Origin of the sequence: Microbacterium oxydans, from assembly GCF_006540085.1 — a bacterium.
In the GTDB taxonomy this organism is placed as follows: domain Bacteria; phylum Actinomycetota; class Actinomycetes; order Actinomycetales; family Microbacteriaceae; genus Microbacterium; species Microbacterium oxydans.
The window spans coordinates 20531-40791 of record NZ_BJOG01000004.1 but is presented as its reverse complement, the minus strand read 5'-3'; the positions used below and the strand labels follow the sequence as shown (position 1 = coordinate 40791).

Annotated in this window: 23 protein-coding genes; all 23 read left to right on the top strand. The window is 70.5% G+C overall.

The window, feature by feature from the left end; genetic code table 11:
- Positions 1-5 precede the first annotated feature (5 nt).
- The 23 genes from trxA (at position 6) to MOX01_RS07980 (ending at position 20057) form a co-directional block, all read left to right on the top strand.
- Positions 6-386 carry a thioredoxin gene (trxA, locus tag MOX01_RS08090; protein WP_067115723.1) on the top strand — a complete coding sequence of 127 codons (381 nt, stop codon included), beginning with the start codon at positions 6-8 and terminating at the stop codon, positions 384-386.
- Positions 386-874: a carboxymuconolactone decarboxylase family protein gene (locus tag MOX01_RS08085; protein ID WP_067115721.1), complete on the top strand. Its 489-nt coding sequence runs from the start codon at positions 386-388 to the stop codon at positions 872-874. The genes trxA and MOX01_RS08085 overlap by 1 nt, the downstream gene beginning before the upstream one ends.
- Before the next feature lie 9 nt (positions 875-883).
- A complete protein-coding gene (locus MOX01_RS08080; RefSeq protein ID WP_082914215.1) occupies positions 884-1903 on the top strand; it encodes an AraC family transcriptional regulator in 1020 nt (339 codons plus the stop codon).
- Positions 1904-2141: 238 nt separating this feature from the next.
- Positions 2142-3230 (top strand): ImmA/IrrE family metallo-endopeptidase, encoded by a 1089-nt coding sequence (locus MOX01_RS08075; RefSeq protein ID WP_067115718.1) that lies wholly within the window; start codon positions 2142-2144, stop codon positions 3228-3230.
- Positions 3230-4144, top strand: coding sequence for a bifunctional DNA primase/polymerase (locus MOX01_RS08070; RefSeq protein WP_067115715.1), 915 nt, complete (start codon positions 3230-3232; stop codon positions 4142-4144). Before MOX01_RS08075 ends, MOX01_RS08070 begins: the two co-directional genes overlap by 1 nt.
- Entirely contained in the window at positions 4141-4788 is a 648-nt protein-coding gene (locus MOX01_RS08065) for a DUF2637 domain-containing protein (RefSeq protein WP_067115712.1), read from the top strand. The genes MOX01_RS08070 and MOX01_RS08065 overlap by 4 nt, the downstream gene beginning before the upstream one ends.
- The gene (locus tag MOX01_RS08060) at positions 4785-5216 is read left to right on the top strand and encodes a hypothetical protein (RefSeq protein WP_067115709.1); all 432 of its coding nucleotides are present in this window, start codon (positions 4785-4787) and stop codon (positions 5214-5216) included. Before MOX01_RS08065 ends, MOX01_RS08060 begins: the two co-directional genes overlap by 4 nt.
- Positions 5217-5296: 80 nt before the next feature.
- Complete coding sequence (locus MOX01_RS08055; protein ID WP_024357599.1) at positions 5297-6160, top strand: serine/threonine-protein kinase; 864 nt, start codon at positions 5297-5299, stop codon at positions 6158-6160.
- Positions 6157-7230 carry a ParB N-terminal domain-containing protein gene (locus MOX01_RS08050; protein WP_067115706.1) on the top strand — a complete coding sequence of 358 codons (1074 nt, stop codon included), beginning with the start codon at positions 6157-6159 and terminating at the stop codon, positions 7228-7230. Before MOX01_RS08055 ends, MOX01_RS08050 begins: the two co-directional genes overlap by 4 nt.
- Before the next feature lie 71 nt (positions 7231-7301).
- Complete coding sequence (locus MOX01_RS08045) at positions 7302-8000, top strand: hypothetical protein (protein WP_067115703.1); 699 nt, start codon at positions 7302-7304, stop codon at positions 7998-8000.
- 15 nt (positions 8001-8015) lie between these two features.
- Positions 8016-9191, top strand: a complete 1176-nt coding sequence (locus MOX01_RS08040) for a M23 family metallopeptidase (protein WP_024357602.1) — start codon at positions 8016-8018, stop codon at positions 9189-9191.
- Complete coding sequence (locus MOX01_RS08035; RefSeq protein WP_024357603.1) at positions 9191-9457, top strand: DUF6112 family protein; 267 nt, start codon at positions 9191-9193, stop codon at positions 9455-9457. The genes MOX01_RS08040 and MOX01_RS08035 overlap by 1 nt, the downstream gene beginning before the upstream one ends.
- Before the next feature lie 78 nt (positions 9458-9535).
- The gene (locus tag MOX01_RS08030) at positions 9536-9805 is read left to right on the top strand and encodes a DUF6112 family protein (protein ID WP_020627604.1); all 270 of its coding nucleotides are present in this window, start codon (positions 9536-9538) and stop codon (positions 9803-9805) included.
- A 40-nt stretch (positions 9806-9845) separates the two neighbouring features.
- Positions 9846-11291, top strand: a complete 1446-nt coding sequence (locus MOX01_RS08025; protein ID WP_024357604.1) for a TrbL/VirB6 family protein — start codon at positions 9846-9848, stop codon at positions 11289-11291.
- A 6-nt stretch (positions 11292-11297) separates the two neighbouring features.
- Positions 11298-12758, top strand: a complete 1461-nt coding sequence (locus MOX01_RS08020) for an SCO6880 family protein (RefSeq protein WP_024357605.1) — start codon at positions 11298-11300, stop codon at positions 12756-12758.
- A gap of 52 nt (positions 12759-12810) precedes the next feature.
- On the top strand, positions 12811-13647 hold the full coding sequence (locus MOX01_RS08015) for a hypothetical protein (RefSeq protein WP_024357606.1): 837 nt from the start codon (positions 12811-12813) through the stop codon (positions 13645-13647).
- Entirely contained in the window at positions 13644-15191 is a 1548-nt protein-coding gene (locus tag MOX01_RS08010; protein ID WP_024357607.1) for a putative type IV secretion/conjugal transfer ATPase, read from the top strand. Before MOX01_RS08015 ends, MOX01_RS08010 begins: the two co-directional genes overlap by 4 nt.
- Positions 15191-15748 (top strand): hypothetical protein, encoded by a 558-nt coding sequence (locus MOX01_RS08005; protein WP_024357608.1) that lies wholly within the window; start codon positions 15191-15193, stop codon positions 15746-15748. The genes MOX01_RS08010 and MOX01_RS08005 overlap by 1 nt, the downstream gene beginning before the upstream one ends.
- Complete coding sequence (locus tag MOX01_RS08000; protein ID WP_067115700.1) at positions 15745-17541, top strand: type IV secretory system conjugative DNA transfer family protein; 1797 nt, start codon at positions 15745-15747, stop codon at positions 17539-17541. Before MOX01_RS08005 ends, MOX01_RS08000 begins: the two co-directional genes overlap by 4 nt.
- A 53-nt stretch (positions 17542-17594) precedes the next feature.
- Complete coding sequence (locus MOX01_RS07995) at positions 17595-18047, top strand: single-stranded DNA-binding protein (RefSeq protein ID WP_067115697.1); 453 nt, start codon at positions 17595-17597, stop codon at positions 18045-18047.
- A 15-nt stretch (positions 18048-18062) separates the two neighbouring features.
- Positions 18063-18635: a hypothetical protein gene (locus MOX01_RS07990; RefSeq protein ID WP_141369226.1), complete on the top strand. Its 573-nt coding sequence runs from the start codon at positions 18063-18065 to the stop codon at positions 18633-18635.
- Positions 18632-18847 (top strand): helix-turn-helix transcriptional regulator, encoded by a 216-nt coding sequence (locus tag MOX01_RS07985; protein WP_067115694.1) that lies wholly within the window; start codon positions 18632-18634, stop codon positions 18845-18847. The genes MOX01_RS07990 and MOX01_RS07985 overlap by 4 nt, the downstream gene beginning before the upstream one ends.
- Positions 18831-20057, top strand: coding sequence for a tyrosine-type recombinase/integrase (locus MOX01_RS07980; protein WP_067115691.1), 1227 nt, complete (start codon positions 18831-18833; stop codon positions 20055-20057). The genes MOX01_RS07985 and MOX01_RS07980 overlap by 17 nt, the downstream gene beginning before the upstream one ends.
- Positions 20058-20261: the final 204 nt, after the last annotated feature.

The following is a 20261-nucleotide window of genomic DNA, read 5'->3' as shown; positions in this document are numbered from 1 at the left end:
CCCACATGGCAACCGTCGAACTGACCGAGGACAACTTCGAGGTCACGATCAATCAGAACGACATCGTCCTCGTCGACTTCTGGGCGGACTGGTGCGCACCATGCCATCAGTTTGCGCCGGTCTTCGAGAAGTCGTCGCAAGACAATCCGGACATCGTCCACGCGAAACTCGACACGGAGTCGGAGCAGCGCATCACCGCGGCGGCCCAAATCACCGCGATTCCCACTCTGCTCGCCTTCCGCCAGGGGTTGCTCGTCTTCAGCCAGGCCGGCGCCCTACCGCCCACTGCCCTGGCCGAAGTAGTAGAGAACGTCAGAGGACTCGACATGGACGAGGTCAGGAAGGACCTCGACTCCGATGGCGGCTCAGCCAAGGAGGATCGGTGATGACGACCTTGCATGAACCACGCCCCTACATGGACAAGGCCGTCCCAGAAGCATGGGAAGCCGCGTCTGCGTTCGCGACCGCTGTGTCTGAGGCCGCTTCGCAACGCGGACTCACTCCCGCCGAGAGCGAGTTGATCAAGGTTCGGGCGTCGCAGCTGAACGGATGCGTCTTCTGTCTCGATCTGCATTCGCGGCAGGCAAGGCGCGCAGGCGTTAATCAGCAACTACTCGACATCTTGCCCGCCTGGCGCGAGTCGCCCCTGTTCAGCGATCGAGAGCGCGCCTTGCTCGCGATCGCTGAAGCAGCCACCCGGCTCCCGCTCGACGCCGCCGTGAATGTCGAGCTCGCGCAGGCCCGAAGCACCCTCACCGAGGAGGTGTTCGCGGCCGCGGAGTGGGTCGCTGCGGCCATCAACATGTTCAATCGGATCTCGATCCTCAGCCAACACCGCGTGCGACCACGCGACTCGGAAGGCAAGCTGAGCTGACGGTGTGCCGTGCGCAGCGTGGCCGCTACGCCAGAGGACGCGTTCGAGGCCGCGCACGACTTGCCGCCCAATCAACCGATCAAGTTCACGCGCCCCTACCCAGCGGTTCAAGCGCCAGGCGATATCGCGGCCATAGAGATGGTGCGTACGGTCCCGTCAAGCCGTACCGTGTTCCGGCACGCGAAGATACTCAACGTCGTCGAGGGCTCTTGCGCCCTCGATACTGCTGAGAGCGTGCACGTCCTGCGTCCTGGCATGTCTCTTGCCCTCGGCACCGGCAAATGGTGTCGCTTGCGGCCATCCCCGTCCGTACGCATCTGGGCCATCTACGCCGACGAGCAGTTCTGGCGCACCCAGATGGCATGGTTCCTCCCCGACGCAGAACGAGTAATCGCAGGACTACATCCCCTCGAGTGGGACGGCCGCGCGATCGTCCTTGCACCAGGAATCGCTGCGCTGCGGCAGGTCGAGCCGATATGGCGACAGATGAGCATCCTGCGCAGCGGGACCCACTCGCCCGAAGTCGTCGCGACTCACACTCTCGAGCTTCTCGCGCGATGGATGAGGTTGATACTGCCGTATTTTCTGGATGAAGCGTCGGACACCACCACGGCGCCGTGGACACCTATCAATGGACGACTGACCGACACCGGATCTATTGGCTACGTCGGTCAGGCAATCCGGTTGCTTCGCGGGCGCATCGCAGAGCCGTGGACCGTTGGAGCGCTCTCACGAGAGCTCTCCCTCTCACGGACCCACCTCACCCGCATGTTCGTACAGCACGCCGGCGCCGCCCCGATGCGTCTACTCACTGAACTCCGGCTCACTGAATTCGCGCGGCTCATTGAAGAAACCGATATTTCCGTGATGCGTGCCGCGAGCGAAGTCGGGTGGAGTGACCCGCGCGTAGCATCCCACTGGTTTCATCGTCGCTACGGCATCACGCCGACACAGTACCGACGCACACCACACACGGTTCCTGAAGATCGACAAAGCCACGCTATCGCTGCCAACGACACCAGCCGGTAACCTCTGCGGACTCGTCGTATGAACCGCTCCACTCGACGCGTGTCCCACGTTTCACCGGCGACGTCGACAGGTCTTGGACTGCCGTGTAGAACACGTCAAATACGTCGGGTTCATCGCGGAGCCTGACGGCCACAGGCCCAGTCCGTTGTCCGTCTCTTCTTCCTGATCCGCCCGGCGCACCTCATGGTCGCAAGGGTCAACGGCTTGTGCCGTTGGCCTCGCCGGGAGGAGGTCATTGATGGCGACGGACGAGGAGGCGCGAGCGGCGCAGGATGCGCGGCTCCAACAGCTCCACGAGCGGCTAACGGCTGCAGTCGATCAGCTCGTCTCGGGTGAGGACTGGAAGCGTGCGCTGGAGTTCGCGGCCCGGTTCCGGGCGAAGTCGTTCAACAACACCCTGCTGATCTGGGCTCAACATCTCGATCTCTACGAGGCAGGTCGCACAAGCGCGCCAGAGCCGACCTTCGTGGCCGGTTACAAGCAATGGAAGGCGCTGGGTCGCTCGCCGCTCGCGGGCGGGTCGATGCAGATCTTCGCCCCGCTGATGGCGCGGTTCGCGTCCTCGACACCGCAGAACCCCGGATCATGGCGCCGCCTGGACAGGTACGAGAAGCCGAAGCCCGGAGAAACGGTCCGGTCGAAGATGGTCCGCGCGATTCCGGTGCGTGTCTGGGACGTCTCGATGACCGACGGCCCGCCGATCCCTGAACGCCCGGCGCCGACGCTGATGGAAGGCCAGGCACCGGACGGCTTATGGGAAGGGCTATCGGCACTGGTGGCGGCCGAGGGCTTCGCGGTGCTGCGGGTCGAGCACGAGGGGATGATCCACGGCGCGAACGGCCTGACCGACTTCCAGGCGCGCACGGTCGCGGTGCGGACGAACATGGACGAGGTCGCGCAGGTGAAGACTCTCGCGCACGAGCTCGCGCATGTGATGCTGCACGGCCCCGACAATCCGAATGCGACCGGGCATCGAGGCGTCGGCGAGGTCGAGGCCGAGTCCGTGGCGCTGATGATCGGTGCCGCGCATGGCATGGACACCACCGCCTACACGATCCCGTATGTCTCAGGCTGGGCGGGCACGGTGAAGGACAGGGACCCGGTCGAGGTCGTGCAGGCCACCGGCGAGCGAGTCCGCAAGGTCGCGGTGACGATTCTCGACGCGCTGCCCACCGTCCAGGTCGGCACCGGCGACCCGCCCGGCCTATCCCGTGAGCCGGCTGGGACTTCGCGTGTGGCTGGCTCAGAGCGGATCGCACCCCAGTCGGTGCCGGTCGAGTCGGCGCGTTCGCCACGTCCTGCGGGCGTGGCGGTGAGGAGCCTGTGATGAGCGTCGCCAGCGTCCTCGCCTCGGTGTCAGGCCTTCCATTGCCGCAGGCCGCCGCACGGCTCGCGGCTGCTGGGGTGCCGGTGTTCCCGTGCGTGCCGGGCGCGAAGAACCCGCTGTTGAAGCCCGACGAGGAGAACCCGCAGGCGCAGCCCGGCGGGTTCCACACGGCAACCACCGAGACCCGTCAGGTGGCGGCGTGGTGGCGGCGCTGGCCGTCGGCGAACATCGGCATCCCGACCGGCGCTGCCTCCGGGGTCGAGGTCGTCGATGTGGACCGCAAGCCCGGCGGTGACGGGTTCGCGGCGTTCGAGCGCGCCCGCCGTGCCGGCCTGGTGCCGGGGTGGCTGGCCGTGGTCAGGTCGGCGTCGGGCGGTGCGCACTTCTACTTCCCGGCCGACCCGGACCGGCCGCAGCGGTCGTGGCAGGCAGCGAAGGCGCATGTCGACTTCCGCGGCGACGGCGGCTACATCATCGTCCCGCCCTCGGCCGTGACCAGCTCCGGTACCTACGAGTTCGTCGCCGGCGCCGACCGTGTGCCAGGACCCGTGGATGCGGCTCGACTGCGGGGCTTCCTCGACCCGCGCCCGGAGCCTGCCCCGCACCAGGCGCGCGGCCCGATCCGCTCGCAGGACGCGGCGCGGCTGGCCGCATGGGTCGGGATGCGCGCCGAGGGCGAGCGCAACCGCGGCCTGTTCTGGGCATCGTGCCGTCTCGCGGAGGCGGGCCTGTCGCTGCCCGAGATGGTCGACGCGCTCGCCCCAGCGGGCGAACGGGTCGGCCTCCCGCAACGGGAGATCGAGACGACGATCCGCTCTGCGTACCGCGCCACGCACGCCCAGCCCGCGTCCGTCGTCGGGCAGAGCGATGCCTCGCGCCAGCCGGCGCGGCTCACGGGGCAGGTGCTCTCATGAGTTCCGCGGTGCGGACGCGGGGCGGGCGGGTCGCGGTCGTGACGGCCGTGGCCGGGACGGTGTTCATCGCGGCCGGCGCGTTCTGGCTCTCGTTCACCGCCCTCGCGGACCTCGCTCGCCGCTCGGGCGTGGATGCCGGGCAAGCGTGGGCGTGGCCGCTCATCGTCGACGGGATCATCGTCGTCGCCACGGTCGCTGTCGTCGCCCTCGGGGGCCAGCGGTCGGCTTGGTACCCGTGGCTGCTGCTCGCGGCCGGTGCGCTGGTGTCGGTGACGGCGAACGCGATCCACGCCGTCGTTGCGGCCGACGCCGACGTGCCGGGCGTGCTCGCCGCGTGCGTGGCGGCGGTGCCGCCGCTGGTGCTGCTGGCGATCACACACCTCACCGTGATCCTCACCCGCCCCCTTCCCGTGAGCATCGAGCCCGCCGAGGAGTCTGCGCCTGATGAGGACATGCCTGATGCTGCGCCGGCGCCGCCGACAGTCGTGCCTGTGCGCCAGGTAGGCCGGGAGCTCGCGGCGCGCCTGCGGGAGGAGGGCTGGTCGAACAAGTCCATCGCCCGGCGCCTGGGCGTGCACCCATCCACCGTGGGCCGCTGGTTCGCCCCGCCCGCAACGACGAGGAGTCAGGAGGAGACGCCATGAACGACGACCAGCACACGACCGCTCTCCACGAGCAGGTCGAGCGCGAGCCCGACCAGCGGGAGCGCGACGAGACGCCGCGGGAGCGCGAGACCTCGGCGCTCGCCCGGCACCGCGACCCGTCGCTGACCCAAGACGCCACGGAGGCGGCGAAGAAGCAACGGCCGGGCGTGGAGTGGGTGCGCCCGACCGACCTCATGGCCTCTCGCTCGGCCCGGATCGCTGGGCGGGGCATCGACTTCCAGGCCGAGCTCGCCCGCCGCTCCCGCCTTGTTCCCGGCCAGGCATACCGGGCGACGCGCACCGGGGCACGCACGGGTGTCCGGTTCGTGAGCGAGCGTGCCCGGAAGCTGCCGCCCGTGACGGCGTTCGGCCGCGGGTCCGGGGAGCACTACTCCTGGGTGTCGCGCTCCGGGATCGGGCTCGGGTAACCATGTTCGCCCCCGGCGCGACGGCGCGAAGCCAGGCCACTGGGGGCCGTGTGCGCACCTGCCTGTCAGGAGGTGCCGTCATGGAGACTGCCACGGCCCGCGACCGGCGGGCACGATTCGAGGACTCGGAGGCGCTGCGCGCCCTGCTCACCCGCCTCCACGAGGCGGGGCGCGGAGCGTGGCGCCATGACCCGGAGGCCGCTGCGCTCATGGAACATGCGGCGAGAAAGTACGCGGCGCTGGCCCGCAAGCACGGGCTGGACCCGTGGGAGGCGGCGTCTGCGGCATTCGAGGCGATGCGCGGTGCCGCGACCCGCCGGGCGGAGGACCCGTGGGCGGTGATCACGCGGGCGGTGCAGGTGACATGCACCGCGGAGGAGCGCGGCAACGGGCTGCTGTGCTCCGTCCACCAGGCCCGCCGGCCCCGCTACTCGGTGTTCCATGACGCGGAGCGGTTCAGCGATCGGGAGAACCCGCTGCCCGACTACCACCCCGCGTTCCGGTTCGATCCCTTCACCGACGGGGAGCCGGATGCCGATGGCGATGCGGTGCCGGAGCGGGCAGTGAATGTGACCGCCGCGATCGAGGACACCATCGCGTTCCTGAGCTGGGTCGGGTGGGAGCCTGCGACGGCGCGGGCTGCGGTCGAGTACATCACTACGCGGCTCGCGGAGTCGGTGTCGCGGGCGTCGGCGTTCGAGGTGCTGCGCCGTGACCGGCAGGCCCGCGCCCTCCTCGACCTCCCCAGCGCCTCCTGGACGGCGCTGCTGCGGGTCGTGCTCGGCGTTCCCGACCCGGCCCTCACGCACACGAACGCCGGCCGCGGAATGCTCCGCCGCCTGCTAATCGGCCAGCCGCTGCGAGCACTCCTCACAGACGACAACCTCGTGATCACCGCCGGACTCGCCGCACCCAGATTCGGTGCCGGGAGCGGCGGGTCATGAGCACGCCACTGGAAGGACGCATCGAGCTGGAGCGCGCGGTCGATTCGATCATCGTCGGCGCGCGGCACCGGCACGACCACGGCGACCTGACCCCATTGGTCGAGTCGATCCGTCGCCACGGGCTGCTGCAGCCGATCACGGTCACCCTCGACGGGCACCTGATCTGCGGAGCCCGCCGGCTCGCGGCGATCAAGCTGCTCGGCATCAAGACCGTCAACGTGTGGGTGCGGTCCGGGGTCTCCGACCGGCTCGGGCAGCTCCTGGCGGAGCAGGACGACAACCAGCTCCACAAGCCCCTCACCCAGCTCGAAGCTGCCGCCCTCTACCGCGAGCTGAAGGCCCTGCTGGCCGAGGACGCCGCCCGCCGACAGGAGGCCACCAGGTTCCAAACGTCCGCCGAAGATGCAGAAGACGGTGGTGCCAATTTGGCACCACCGCAGATCGAGCAGGGCAAGACCCGCGCGCAGGCCGCTCGGATGGTCACTGGCCGCGCCTCATACACGACGTTGGAGCGCATCGGCCGGCTGGAAGACCTCGCCGCGGACGAGTCCCAGCCCGAGGCGGTGCGGGCGCGCGCCGCGCAGGAGATCGAGCGGATCAAGACCGGCGGCAGCGTCTATCCGTCGCATCTGCGCGTGAACGCGGAGCTGTCGCTGGCGGAGCTCGATCAGCTCGCCGCCGACCTGGCACAGCCCGCCGGGCTGCGCGAGCGGGCCCGTACCGAAGCGGATGCGGTGCGGGCCGCGGAGCGGGAGGCGAAGGCCGCAGAGCTGGAGCAGTTGGCGCAGTCCGCGCTCGCCCGCGTCAAGGCAGCCAAGACCGGCAGGAAGGCGAAGCGGCCCGCACTGACGGCGGTGGAGCCGGGCCTCCCGGTGCCGTTCCCTCTGACCGTGTTCACCGCGACGTGGGACGACATGGCCTCGTGGTGGAAGCACTACGACCCCACCGAGGTCGGCCCGGCACTCACCACCGAGCAATGGGCACGGTTCGAGGAGACGATCGCCGGCACCGTCGCGTTCGCCGATGCCGCGCGCGTCGCCCGGGAGGGCCGGCCCGAGCAGACCGCCTGAACAGGGCGGTGGCGCGCACCTTCCTGGCAGCCACGCATCCCCTTGTTGCCGTCCGGGAAGGACCCCTGTTCATGGACCCCGCCGCCCCCGATGACCGTCGCCGTCGTCGCCTGCTGATCGCCGCCACTGCCGCAGGCCTCGCCCTGCTGATCCTCGTCGGCATCGGCATCTACGGACTCGTCCGCGGCCCCGCCGCCCCGGCCGACCCGGCACCGAGCGAACGACCCTCCACCACGACGCCAGTGACGCCCGGCCCGATGCCGGGCGGTGAGCTGGAGCCGCTGCCGCAAAGGCTCGGCCCGGAAGCGTTCGCCCGCGCGGTCGCGACCGCGCTGTTCACCTGGGACACCACGACCGGGCACACGCCTTCGGACTATGCGCAGGTGCTCGCGGATGCCGCCCACGGTTCCGAGGCGGATGCGTTCGTGGGCGACGTACGCGCCTACCTCCCGACGACGGAGGCGTGGGCGCAGCTGCGCCAGTACGCGACGCGCCAGTGGCTCACCATCGACGAGGTGTTCATCCCGGAGGCGTGGGAGACCGCCGTCGATCAAGCCGCCCCCGGCCAGATCCCGGCCGGGGCAATCGCCTACACCTTCGAGGGCACCCGGCACCGCGACGGCACCTGGGGCACGACGCCGGTAGAGGCGTCCCGCCCGGTCGCGTTCACCGTGTTCCTCGTCTGCACCCCGCCCACGCCCGGCCACGGCGCGGCATCAGGTTCGTGCGAGGTGCTGCGGCTGTCCGAGCTCGACACCCCGCTGCACTGAGCCGGGAGCGTCGCGATGAAGAAGCTCGCCGTCCTCGCCCTCACCCTGCTGCTCATCGGGCCCTCCACGGCCCTGCTGGGCGTCGCCGCCCTCGGCGGCACCTCCGCGACCGCCGCCGTCTGCACGCCCGGCTCACTCGCGGTCGGCCCGATCCCGGACTCGCTGACCGCCACCACCCGCAACGGGGAGACGGTCACGCTGGACCGGCAACAGCTCACGCACGCGGCGACGATCATCACGGTCGGCAGGCAGACCACCGGCGTCGGACGCGACGGGGTGCTCATCGCACTCATGGCCGCCCTCACCGAATCCACCCTGCGGATGCTTGCCAACACCAGCGCCTACCCCGAGTCCGCGGACTACCCGCACGACGGCAACGGGTCGGATCATGACTCGCTCGGCCTGTTCCAGATGCGGCCCGCCAGCGGCTGGGGCACCGTCGCCGAGCTCATGGACTCGACATACCAGGCCAGGGCGTTCTACGGCGGCGAGTCCGGCCCGAACTACCCGTCCCCGCGGGGGCTGCTCGACATCCCGGGCTGGCAGCAGCTCGACCCCGGAGAGGCCGCGCAGGCCGTCGAGGTCAGCGCCTACCCGGACAGGTATCAGAACTACCAGCCGGTGGCGCAGGCGATCCTCGACGCCCTCACCCGACCCGCGCCCTCCGGCAACGGCGGCGGGGATGAGACACCGGTCGTGCCCGAGACGACCAGGATCGTGCTCCCGCTTCCCGAGGGAACCTGGGTGCGGACGAGTCCGTTCGGGTGGCGCAATGACCCGATCACCGGGGAACGTCGCTTCCACGCCGGCTCGGACTTCGCTGCCCCCGATGGAACCCCGATCTATGCCGTCGCCGACGGCGTCGTGGTGCGCGCGAACTACACCGACGCAGGTGGCGGGGTCATCGTCATCGAGCACACCGTCGGCGGTGAGCGGGTCGCGTCGATGTATGTGCACATGTGGCAGCACGGCATCCACGTCGCCGAAGGCGACACCGTGACCGCCGGGCAGCACATCGGAGACGTCGGCTCCTCCGGGCACTCGACCGGCCCGCACCTCCACCTACAAGTCCACCCCGGCGGCGCAGGAGCGGACCCGGTGGACTCCGACGCCTGGCTCACCGAACACGGTGCCGAAGGGATTGCGGGCGGCGAAGCCGCCCCCGCCCTCTGCACCGCCGGGGGTGCGTGATGGACGTGTTCCCCGACTTCGGCGGCGTGGGCGGCGCCGCAGACCTTCGGTCCATCGTCGGCGCGCTGCTGATGTTCGTGCTCGTCACCGCGGTGCTCATGCTCATCGTCTGCGCCATCATCTGGGCGATCGCGTCCGCCAGCGGCAACTACCAGGCCGCCACCAAGGCGCGCACCGGCCTGCTCGTCGCGGTCGGCGCCGCCGCGCTATCCGGCGCCGGCGTTGCCTGGCTCAACTTCCTCCTGGACGTCGGCACCCGGCTCTGACCGCCCCCGCCTGCGCTGGGAGCGGGTGTGCACCTGACCGTCGAGAACCCCGTCTCGACCAGTCAAGGGAGCACAACCGTGATCGACATCGACCCCAACAGCTCGGGCCTTCCGGGCATCGAGCAGCTGCGCATCATCGTCGGCGCCGTCATGACGGTGGGCCTGATCCTCTCCGTCCTCGCGCTCATCGTCTCCGCGATCGTCTGGGGTCTCGGATCGAACAGCAGCAACCCCCACCTCGCCAGCCGCGGCAAGGTCGGCGTCCTCGTCTCCTGCGGGGCGGCGATCATCTGCGGCGCCGCGGTCACGCTGGTGAACTTCTTCTGGGGCGTCGGGCAGGCCGTCTAATGACGACCCGACATGACCTCCGACGGCGGGGGTGGGCGCGGTGAGCGTCTGCGACGTCCCGGTCATCTCCTCCGTCTGCGACGCCGTCGGCGAAGGCACCGCCTCCCTGATCGCGGCTCCGTTCGACTGGCTCGCGCAAGCGATGGCCGGGGCCGCCGCATGGCTGTTCGAGGCCGTCTGGTGGGTGTTCGACACCACGACCCTCGTCGACGTCACGAGCGCCGAGTACGTCGGCGTCTACAACGTCCTTTTCGGTGTCGCCGTGTTCGTGATGCTGATCTTCTTCTGCCTCCAGCTCATCACCGGCCTGGTCCACCGCGACCCCACCGCGCTCAGCCGTGCGGCGCTCGGCCTGGCGAAGTCCGTCCTCGGCAGCTTCTTGGTGATCACGCTGACGGCGCTGCTGTTGGAGGTGACCGATCAGCTCGCGGTCGGGATCGTGCAGGCTACCGGCAACACGATGGAAGGGATGGGGACCCAGATCGGGCTCCTCGCCGTCGCCCTCGGCGCCATCAACATCGGCGGCCCTGGCGTCGGGGCGATCCTCACGATCTTCCTCGCCGGCCTGGCCATATCGGCGGCGGCGATCGTGTGGTTCTCCCTGCTGATCCGCAAGGCGCTGCTGCTCGTGGCGATCGTATTCGGCCCGGTCGCCCTGGCCGGGGCCACGTGGGACGCGACCAAGGGCTGGTTCGCCAAGTGGGCGGCCTTCGTGATCGCCCTGATCTTCTCCAAGCTCGTCCTCGTCGTGATCTTCCTCGTCGCGATCGGGCAGGTCTCGGCCCCGATCGAGGCCGACCTGGCCTCCATCTCCGACCCCATCGCCGGCGTCGTGCTGATGTTCATCGCCGCGTTCGCGCCCTACATCACCTACAAGTTCCTGTCGTTCGTCGGCTTCGACATGTACCACGCGATGTCGTCCGAGCAAGAGGCGAAGTCCGCGCTGAACCGGCCCGTGCCGGTGCCATCTGCCCCGCAGGCCGACACAGCCAAGAAGGTCCTCGACGGCGGCACCGACACGGGCAGCAACCCGCCAAGCGGTGGAGGCGGCGCAGGCGGAGGCTCGACACCGCCCCCGCCTCCTCCCGGTGCGTCGGCTGCGGCCCCTGCCAGCGCGGGAGCGGGCACGGCGGGTACCGGCGCCGCTACATCCGGTGCCGGAGCAGGGGCTGGAGCTGCCGGCGCTGGCGCGGCTGGTCCCGGTGCGGCCGCGGGGCCCGTCGGTGCCGCGGTGGTCATCGGAGCCGCCGTGGTCAAGGCCGCAGCGGCCGCCGGCCCGAAGGCAGGCAAAGCCGTGGGCGGCGCGGCGGACAGCCAGGCCGGCGCGGCGGCCGAGCAGGCATCCCCGCCGCCGTCGCAGGGCACCCCGCCGCGTCCCGCACCGTCAACGCCGCCCTCTCCCGGGCCTGCAGAGTCCTCGCCCGCGCCTCGGCGCCGGCAGGACCCGCCGCCTCCGCCATCGTCCGCACCGGCCGGGAAGGAGTAACACCTGATGGTCACGAACTCGACTAGCGACTACCCGCTGGCACCGGTGCAGTTCTCCCGGCTCGCCAGGCGCGGCATCATGCTCGGCCTGTCCCTGCCGCAGCTCATCGTCCTGGGCGTCGCGGTGCTCACGGTCGTCTTCTCCCTCTACGCCGCCGGCGGGATGGGCTTCGCCTGGACCGCACCCGTCTGGGGCACCTGCGCCCTGCTCGCGGTGATCCCTGCCGGGGGCCGGAAGGTGATCGAGTGGGTGCCGGTCCTCGCCCGCTGGGCCGCCCGGACCTATCTCGGGCAGCTCGTCTACCGGCGCCGCGTCATCAAGCCCCGCCCCGCCGGGACGCTCTCCCTACCGGGCGATGCGGCGCCGCTGCGGGAGTGGGAGGACCCCGAGACCGGGGCTGCGATGATCCACGACCCGCACGCACAGACCCTCACCGCGATCCTAGGCGTCTCCCACCCCGCGTTCGTCTTGCTCGATCCGGGTGAGCAGCAGCGCCGGGTCTCCGGCTGGGGCCGCGTGCTGGCCGCCGCGTGCCGTTCCGGACGGATCGCCCGCATCCAGGTGTCCGAGCGGACCCTGCCGGATTCCGGGACGGGCCTGGCGGAGTGGTGGCGCACGCACGGCACCGACGACGGCTCCTGGGCCGCGACCACCTACGCCGAGCTCATCGACCGCGCCGGCCCCGCCGGAGAACGCCACGCGACGACCATCTCGCTCGCGCTCGACATGAAGGCCGCCGCCCGGCAGATCAGGACCAGCGGTGGCGGGATACGGGGTGCGGCCGCGGTGCTGCGGCAGGAGATGAGCACGCTGACGACGGCGTTGCGCGCGGCGGAGCTCACGTCGACCGGGTGGCTGGCGCCCGGCGAGGTCGCCGTCGTCCTGCGCTCGGCCTACGACCCCGCCGCCGCGCCCGCGCTGGAGCGGCACGGGGACCTCGGCCGTGACCTGGCGACGGCCGGCCCGGTCGCGGTCACGGAGACCTGGGACCGGCTGCGGTCGGACTCCGCGCACCATGCGGTGCTGTGGATCACCGAGTGGCCTCGCTCGCAGGTGTATCCCGGCTTCCTTGCCCCGCTCGTGCTGTCCAACGGCATCCTGCGCACCCTCGCCCTGCACTACACCCCGGTTCGCGCCGACCAAGCAGCGCGGGACCTGCGGAAGAAGAAGACCGAGCTCATCTCCGATGCCGCCCAGCGGCGCAAGATAGGGCAGATCGACGACGCGGCCAGCAGCGCCGAGCTGGACGACGTGCTCCAGCAGGAGGCGGACCTGACTGCCGGGCACGGCGTCCTGCGCGTCTCCGGCCTCGTCTCCGTGTCCGCGCCGACCGTGGACGAGCTCGACGCGGCGGTGGCGGCGGTCGAGCAGGCGGCGATCCAAGCGTCCTGCGAGACCAGGCGGCTCGTCGGTCAGCAGGCGCAGGCGTTCACCGCTGCCGCGCTGCCGTTGTGCCGGCCGGTCTGACTCGGCGCACCTGCTCACCAACCGTCACGCCTTCTTGTGAGGAGCCTTGATCATGCCGATCTTCGATGACCCGCTCGCGGACGCCGCTGAGGCGTCCGCCGCGCTGCGGGGCCTGGCCCACGCGACCCGGACGTTCGCGAGCCCCGCCGACACCTACCCGGTGATCGGAGAGCTGCTCGCCGGCGTCAGGTCGCTGCGGCAAGTGCTCGACCAGCTCGCCTCCGCCCATATCAACGCCCGCGCCAGGGCGCACGACGACGCCGGGAATCAAGCCGCTGGCGCAACCTCGGCTCTCGCGGCTGCCGACGAGCTGCACCAGGCCGGCACCCTGCTGGACACCGTGGAGTGGCGGCTGGACGCCGCCTCCCAGCACTCCGGCCGCATCGCCTGGCACCCAGCACCTGCCGTCGAGGACGGCCCGGCGAGGCGGTGGGTCAGCGTCGTGTTCCTGGAAGGCTCCGAGGCCGACGAGGTGCTGGAGCTGATCGACCGCGACGGGACGGATGCAGCGATCGAGCACCTGGCCGGGCACGACTACGGAGCGGAGACCACCCAGGCCGCGCTCGAGAACGGATACGTCTACGACGAGCCCCCGGCAGGTGCGCTCGACAAGGTGGCGACCAGAGACGTCTACACGCTCACCTACAACCCCTTCCTCGGGCACGTCTCGCTGCTGCGCGAGCACGACACTATGCGCGATCCGGCACTCCTCGGCGTCGACGCCCCGGCCTCCGCATCCGCATCGGAGTCGGGGCGGGAAGCGGAACGCGCCGCGCACAAGTCCACGCGTGCAGTCGGCGCCGCGGTCAGTCGGGGGCGAGACGGGGCCGACTGGTTCACCCGCCGCCCCGGCACCGCCTCCGCACACGGCCGGGGGCTGGCGCTGTGACCGGGCAGGACGACAGCCGCCTGCACACCGCTGTGCTCGTCGGGCCCGAAGGCGAGCGGCGCCGGGCACGCAAGGCCCGCCGGCAGGCGGCGGCGAAGGTCGAGACCGATGCCCGCCAGCATCGCAAGCTAGAAGCTCGGGCGAAGTGGGAGGCGGAGCAGGCTGAACGCCGCAGCACGAGCTACCTGCCCGCCGCCGGCGAGGCGGGACCTGCGGCGTTGCGGACGCCGGGCCGGTTCCGGCTCCCCAAGCACCAGGACACCTCCGCGACGCTCGCCGGCCAGTACCCCTTCCTGGCCGAAGCCGGCCTCGGCAGCCAGGGCGTCTTCGTCGGCCAGGACCTCTACAGCGGCGGATCGTTCGTGTTCGACCCCTGGGTGCTCTATCAGCGGGGGCTCATCACGGCGCCGAACGTCGTGCTCGCCGGCATCGTGGGGAGCGGCAAGTCGTCCCTGGCGAAGTCGCTGTACACGCGCAGCCTGCCGTTCGGACGCAGGGTCTACGTTCCCGGCGACCCGAAAGGGGAGCATACGAGTGTTGCGGAGGCGGTCGGCGGGCGGGCGATCATCCTTGGCCACGGCCTGCGCAACAGGCTCAACCCGCTCGATGAGGGCCACCGGCCGTCTGCGGTGTCGGATGCGGAGTGGGCGATGCAGGTCGCCTCCCGCCGCCGCGACCTCATCGGCGCCCTCGCAGAGACCGTGCTGGATCGGGCGCTGTCGCCGTTGGAGCACACCGCGATCGACCTCGCCCTTCAAGACGCTGTGAGGAGCGCCGAGGTCCCGATCCTGCCGATGGTCGTCGACCGCATCCTCAGCCCCAGCCGCGTCGACGACGAGGACGGCCGGCTCGCGGAAGATGGCCGGCTCGTCGGCCACGCGCTCCGTCGGCTCGTCGCTGGAGACCTCCAAGGCCTGTTCGACGGGCCCAGCACTGTGCGGTTCGACCCGTCGTTGCCGATGGTGTCGCTCGACCTGTCGCGGGTCGCGGAGAACAGCACGCTGATCTCGGTGCTGATGACCTGCTCGTCCGCATGGATGGAGTCCGCCCTGTCCGACCCGGCAGGCGGACAGCGATGGGTGATCTACGACGAGGCGTGGCGGCTCATGCAGTACCCGGCGCTGCTTCGCCGCATGGACGCCCAGTGGAGGCTGGCGCGGCACTTCGGGATCGCGAACATGCTCATCTTCCACAAGCTCTCCGACCTGGACAACGTCGGCGATGCCGGGACCGCGATGCGCGCCCTCGCCTCGTCGTTGCTGGCGAATGCGGAGACGCGGATCGTGTACCGGCAGGAGCCGGACCAGCTCGGCTCCACCGCCCTCGCGCTCGGGCTCACCGGCACCGAGCAGAAGCTACTCCCAGGGCTCGGAACCGGGCAGGGGCTCTGGCGGATCAAGGACCGCAGCTTCGTCGTCCAGCATCAGCTCCACCCCGCCGAGCTCGCCGCGTTCGACACCACCGGCCGTATGACGAGCGATTCCCATGAGTTCAGGAATCTCGACGTGCCTTCAGGAATCCCGAACGATCGGCAGGATTCCTGATGCCCCGGCCCCGCTACAAGCGATCCTGGGGCGAACCCGCATCTCGAGACGGGAGTGTCGAGCCCGTGCCGGTCGTGCTCCCGCTCGTCGCCATCGCCATCGCCGAGGACGGCCGCATGACCGTCACTGTCGACGGGGCGCCGTTCGAGCCAGAGCCGTTCGCGCCGCCGTGGCGGCGGGAGGACTTCGCCCGCGTCCTCGACCAGCTCACCGACCTGCGCCGCTCCCCGGTGCGGGTCGAGGTGCGCGAAGCGGAAGGAACCGTGTTCACCGACATCATCACCCCGAGCAGGCGCCGCCGCACCGAATCCGATCCAGAGCCGGCATCGGAGGAACCGGCCCGCCGACCGGCGACGGATCTCGTCGTGCTGCACGGGGAGGGGTTCGTGCCGGGTGAGGACGTCGCGATCGCCGTCGTCATCGCCCACGGCGACGCCGCCCCGGATGGCACCATGCGCGGCATCATCGAGGCGGCACAGCTCGCCGGGAGCCCGACCCGCGAGGTCATCCTGCTCGGCCGGGTCTCCGGCACCTTCACGATCGGGCACCCCGAATGAGCACGCCCCGGCCCGCGGGGGCGCTCGGGGACGAGCTGAGCAACCTCGGCATCGGCATCCTCATCGGTGCCGCGGTCCTCGCCGCCATCCTCCGCGGCGCCGGGTCTGTCGCCGCCTGGATCACCGGGACCGGCCAGCCCACCGGCGGGATCGAGGCGGGCCTGGGTGTGCTGCTACACTCCGGCGACCCCGCTGCCGCGCTCGACGCTCCTGGCCTGAACGTCGTCGCGTACTGGATCACCGCCGGTCTGCTGGTCCTCGGCGCCGGGGTGGCCGGCTGGTGGGCGTGGCGGTTCTTCCGCGAGCACGGCCGCCGCGTGAAGACGGACCCTTACCGCATCGCCGGGATCGCCACCCGCAGCGAAGTCGCCAAGGCCGCCTCAGAGGCGGCGCTGCTGCGCCGGGCCGGTCACCTGCGGCCCTCGCTCCACCAGCCGCGGCCGGAGGATGTCGGCTACCGGATCGGCGCCTCACATGGCACGAGCGTCTGGGCGTCCGTCGAGGACAGCATCCTGCTGATCGGCCCGCCCCGCTCCGGCAAGGGTGCCCACATCGTCATCAACGCCATCTTGGACGCCCCTGGCGCAGTCGTCACGACGAGCACCCGCCCGGACAACCTCACCGCGACCCTCCGCGCCCGGCAGAAGATCGGCCCGGTCGCGGTGTTCGACCCGCAGCACCTCGCCGAAGGCCTGCCCGCCGGGCTCAGGTGGTCACCCATCCGCGGGTGTGAGGACCCGCTGACGGCGATGATCCGGGCGACCGGCCTCGCCGCCGGCACCGGTCTCTCGGCCGGCGGGGTCGAGGGCGGCGGGTTCTGGGAGGGCAAGACGAGAACCGCGCTCCAAGCGCTACTCCACGCCGCCGCCCTCGACCACCGGCCACCCTCGGAACTGTTCCGCTGGACCCTCGACCCCTCCGCCGCCGCGGACGCGGTCGCGATCCTTACCGCGAACCCGCGAGCCGCGACTGGGTGGGCGGACTCGTTGCAGGCGATGATCGACTCCGACCCCAGAACCCGCGACTCCATCTGGCAAGGCGTCTCGCTTGCCCTGGCCGCGCTGGCAGACCCGCGCGTGCTCGACGCCGTATCGCCGCGCGAAGACGAGGACTTCGACCCCGAAGCGTTCCTCCGCGACCGAGGAACCCTTTACCTGCTCGCCACCGGAGCCGGCGCCAACAACTCCGCTGCGTTGGTGGCTGCGTTCGTGGAAGACGTCGTGGAAGCTGCCCGCCGCCTCGCCGCCACCAGCCCCGGCGCCCGCCTCGACCCGCCACTGCTGCTCGCGCTCGATGAGGTCGGCAACCTCGCCCCGCTGCCGTCGCTACCGACGCTCATGGCTGAGGGCGGCGGAACCGGGATCACGACGATGCCCGTCCTCCAAAGCCTCGCGCAGGCGCGGGAGAAGTGGTCGGAAAACGCGGCCGGCGCGATCTGGGACGCCTCCATCGTCAAGATCGTCCTGGGCGGAGCGTCGAACTCCAAGGACCTGCACGACCTCACCACGCTCATCGGCGAGCGCGACGAGGTGACCGACTCCACCACGGTCGGAGACCACGGCTCCCGCTCCGCGCAACGCTCCATCCGCCGCGTGCCGATCATGCCGCCCGACACGATCCGCACCCTCCCGTTCGGGACTGCACTGGTGCTGCTGCGCTCCGCACCACCCATCGTCACCCGGATGCGGACCTGGACCGACCGGCCCGACGCGAAACAGCTGCGCGACGACCGGGCCGACATCGAGGCGACGCTGCAGCACCGCTCGGAGGAGCCGCCGGGCGCACCTGCCTGACAGAGCGGCCCCATCGTGGGGTCGCCGCCGATGTCAGAAAGAGGGGCAGTCCAATGGCTCTCCACACGCAGGAATCCGTCTCGGGGTTCATCGCCTCCGACCCGCAGCTCACCTACACGGAGCGGGGCGATGCCCGGTTCTACGCCAAGATCGGGCAGGAGCACTATCGCAAGGAGCCGGACGGGTCGTTCACGCAGACGGAGACGACCTTCCACGACCTCGTGGCGTTCAAGAAGACCGCCGAGCGCGCCCACGACCGGCTCGCCAAGGGAGACAAGTTCGTCGCCGAGGGCTACACCCGCGAGTACGACCGCGCCACGCCGGAAGGCGAGGTGGTCAAGTCCGAGGAGTTCGTCGCGAAGAAGCTCGGCCACGACCTCGCCCGCACGAGCTACGAGGTCGACCGCACCCGCCGCCAGCCCGCCACGACGCAGGAGCCTGTGGGACAGGCGGCCGGCGCAGCTCATCGCGAGAGCTCGGGCACCGCCCCGGCGCTCGGGCTCTGAACGGCGGTGACCGCGATGAACCAGAACGACACCGCCCCCGAGACCGACGAGCCGGACCTGGACGAGGAGTCCGAGGAGTTCAACGGGCCGCTGATCCCGGAGCCTCCGCGCCCGATCAACTGGAACCTCCTGACCAGCGAGGAAGCGGAGGCCGAGTGGCTGGAGCTGAACCGCTGGGTCGACTGGCTGCGCCGCACCTACGGGCTGCCTGCTTCGGTGGTTCCGCCGTTCTGGCACCGCCACCCGGAGCTGTTGTGGGAGCTGAGTGCGCTGCATCTGCATTGGCTGTCCGCCTACGACCCGGAGCAGAACGGCTCCGCGCCGCTGGGCTGGCATCGCGACTTCGCCGACGCCCGCCAGCGGCTCCGTGACTGGGTCGCAGCTTCCGGAACCCGGCTCGACCGAGACCGCCCGACCCGGCAAACCACCTGGCCCGGGGAGGACCCGGCAGGCCCGGTCGAGGACACGATCATCGCTCACCGGGATCAGGACTTCGTGCAGTTCGTCCTCGACGATGTCGCCGCGCGCCGCCAGGCCGAGGACGACTTCTATGCCGGGCTCAACCCGAACACCGGAGAAGTCGCATGAGCGATACCGGCGGCACGATCGTGGTCTCCCCTCTCATGGACAGTCGCGAGATCGCCGCCTATCTCAAGGTGTCCGAGTCGACTTTGTCGAGGTGGCGTTCGGCTGGTCAGGGGCCGCCGTTCCTGCGGCTGGGCGGGATCGCCCGGTACCGCATCGACGCGGTCGACGCCTGGCTGGCGGGGCTGGAGCACAGCCATGCCCAGGAAGGCTGAGCCGCTCCCGCACGCGCAACCGAAGCCGGTGCCTCCGGTCGGCGTGAGGATCTCCACCGACCTGGAACGTCGCTCCTACGGCATCCGCGCCCGTGCCCGCTGGACGGACCCGATCAGCAAACGCCGCATCATCCGCTCCGAGATCGTCGCTGACGAGGCTGCAGCGCATGAGTTCTTCGACTCGCTGCGGCAGTCCTCGGCCAAGGGCATGGACGTGTCCATGACGCTCACCGAGTTCGTCACCACGATCGGCGACCGATGGGCGCGCGGCCTCGACCCCACCTCCACCGGGGAGACCTACGGGTACGGGCTCAAGCTCCGCGTGCTACCTGCCCTCGGGCACCTACCCGTCACGCAGATCACCGCCGGGATCATCGACCGCACCATCGATGCCTGGGAGAAACGGCATGGGGCGTCAACGATCAAGAACTCGATCGCACCTCTCGTGCGGGTCCTCGACGAAGCAGTGCGCGACGGGCTCATCCCGATCAACCCCGCGAAGAACCGTGCCAAGCGCAGCCTGAACCGCAATGCCTTCCGTCTCCAGCCTGCGGAGGATGCTTCCCCACGCGCCCATGCGATCCCGGACATGGGCACGCTGACGAAGCTCGCTGAAGCCTGCGGGAAGGTCCACCAGTCGTACTCCGACTTCGTCATGCTCGCCGCCCTCCTCGCAGCGCGCTCCTCCGAGGTCTCGGGCCTTCAGGCCGGTGACGTCCGGTTCGACAAGAACATCGTGGTGATCGCGCGGCAGACCTACCCCGGCAAAGGCGGGCTCATCACGAAGCAGACCAAAGGCCGCAGAGAACGCCGCGTCCCGATCCTCGACCCGCTCCGACCGGTTCTTGAGCGGCTCACGGAGGGGAAAGAGCCCGAGGATCGGCTGCTGGTCGGCCCGAAGGGCGGCGCTCTCACGACCGCGACCGTGCGGGACGCGACGAACTGGGACCAGATCGTCAGCGATCTCGGCCTGCCCGACCTTACCCGGCACGGCCTCCGGCACACCGGCGCGACGTGGATGGCGGACGCCGGCATCCCGCTGCACGTCCTTCAGGACATCCTCGGCCACGCCTCCGTCGAGACCACCCGCGGATACCTGCACCCCGACGACCGCCACCTCGCCTCCGCTGCGGAGCAGGCCAACGCCTTCCTTGCCCGATCCGCCAAGGCCAGCAGACCGAGCCGGCGCGGGGCCTCGAGGTCACTGTGACGGGGAGCCGGGAGCCACGACGGAGGCTCTGGTCCCCTTTTGGTCCCCTTATCCACAGGCAACGACCTCCAGAGAGCCAGATACGCCCTCCGACGTCTGTGAGCCGGCATCGATGCCTTGGCGAGGGGACCAGAGGGGGACCAACAAAAACCCGTCGCCAGACATGACGAAGCCCCGATGAAAATGGCTTCTCATCGGGGCTTT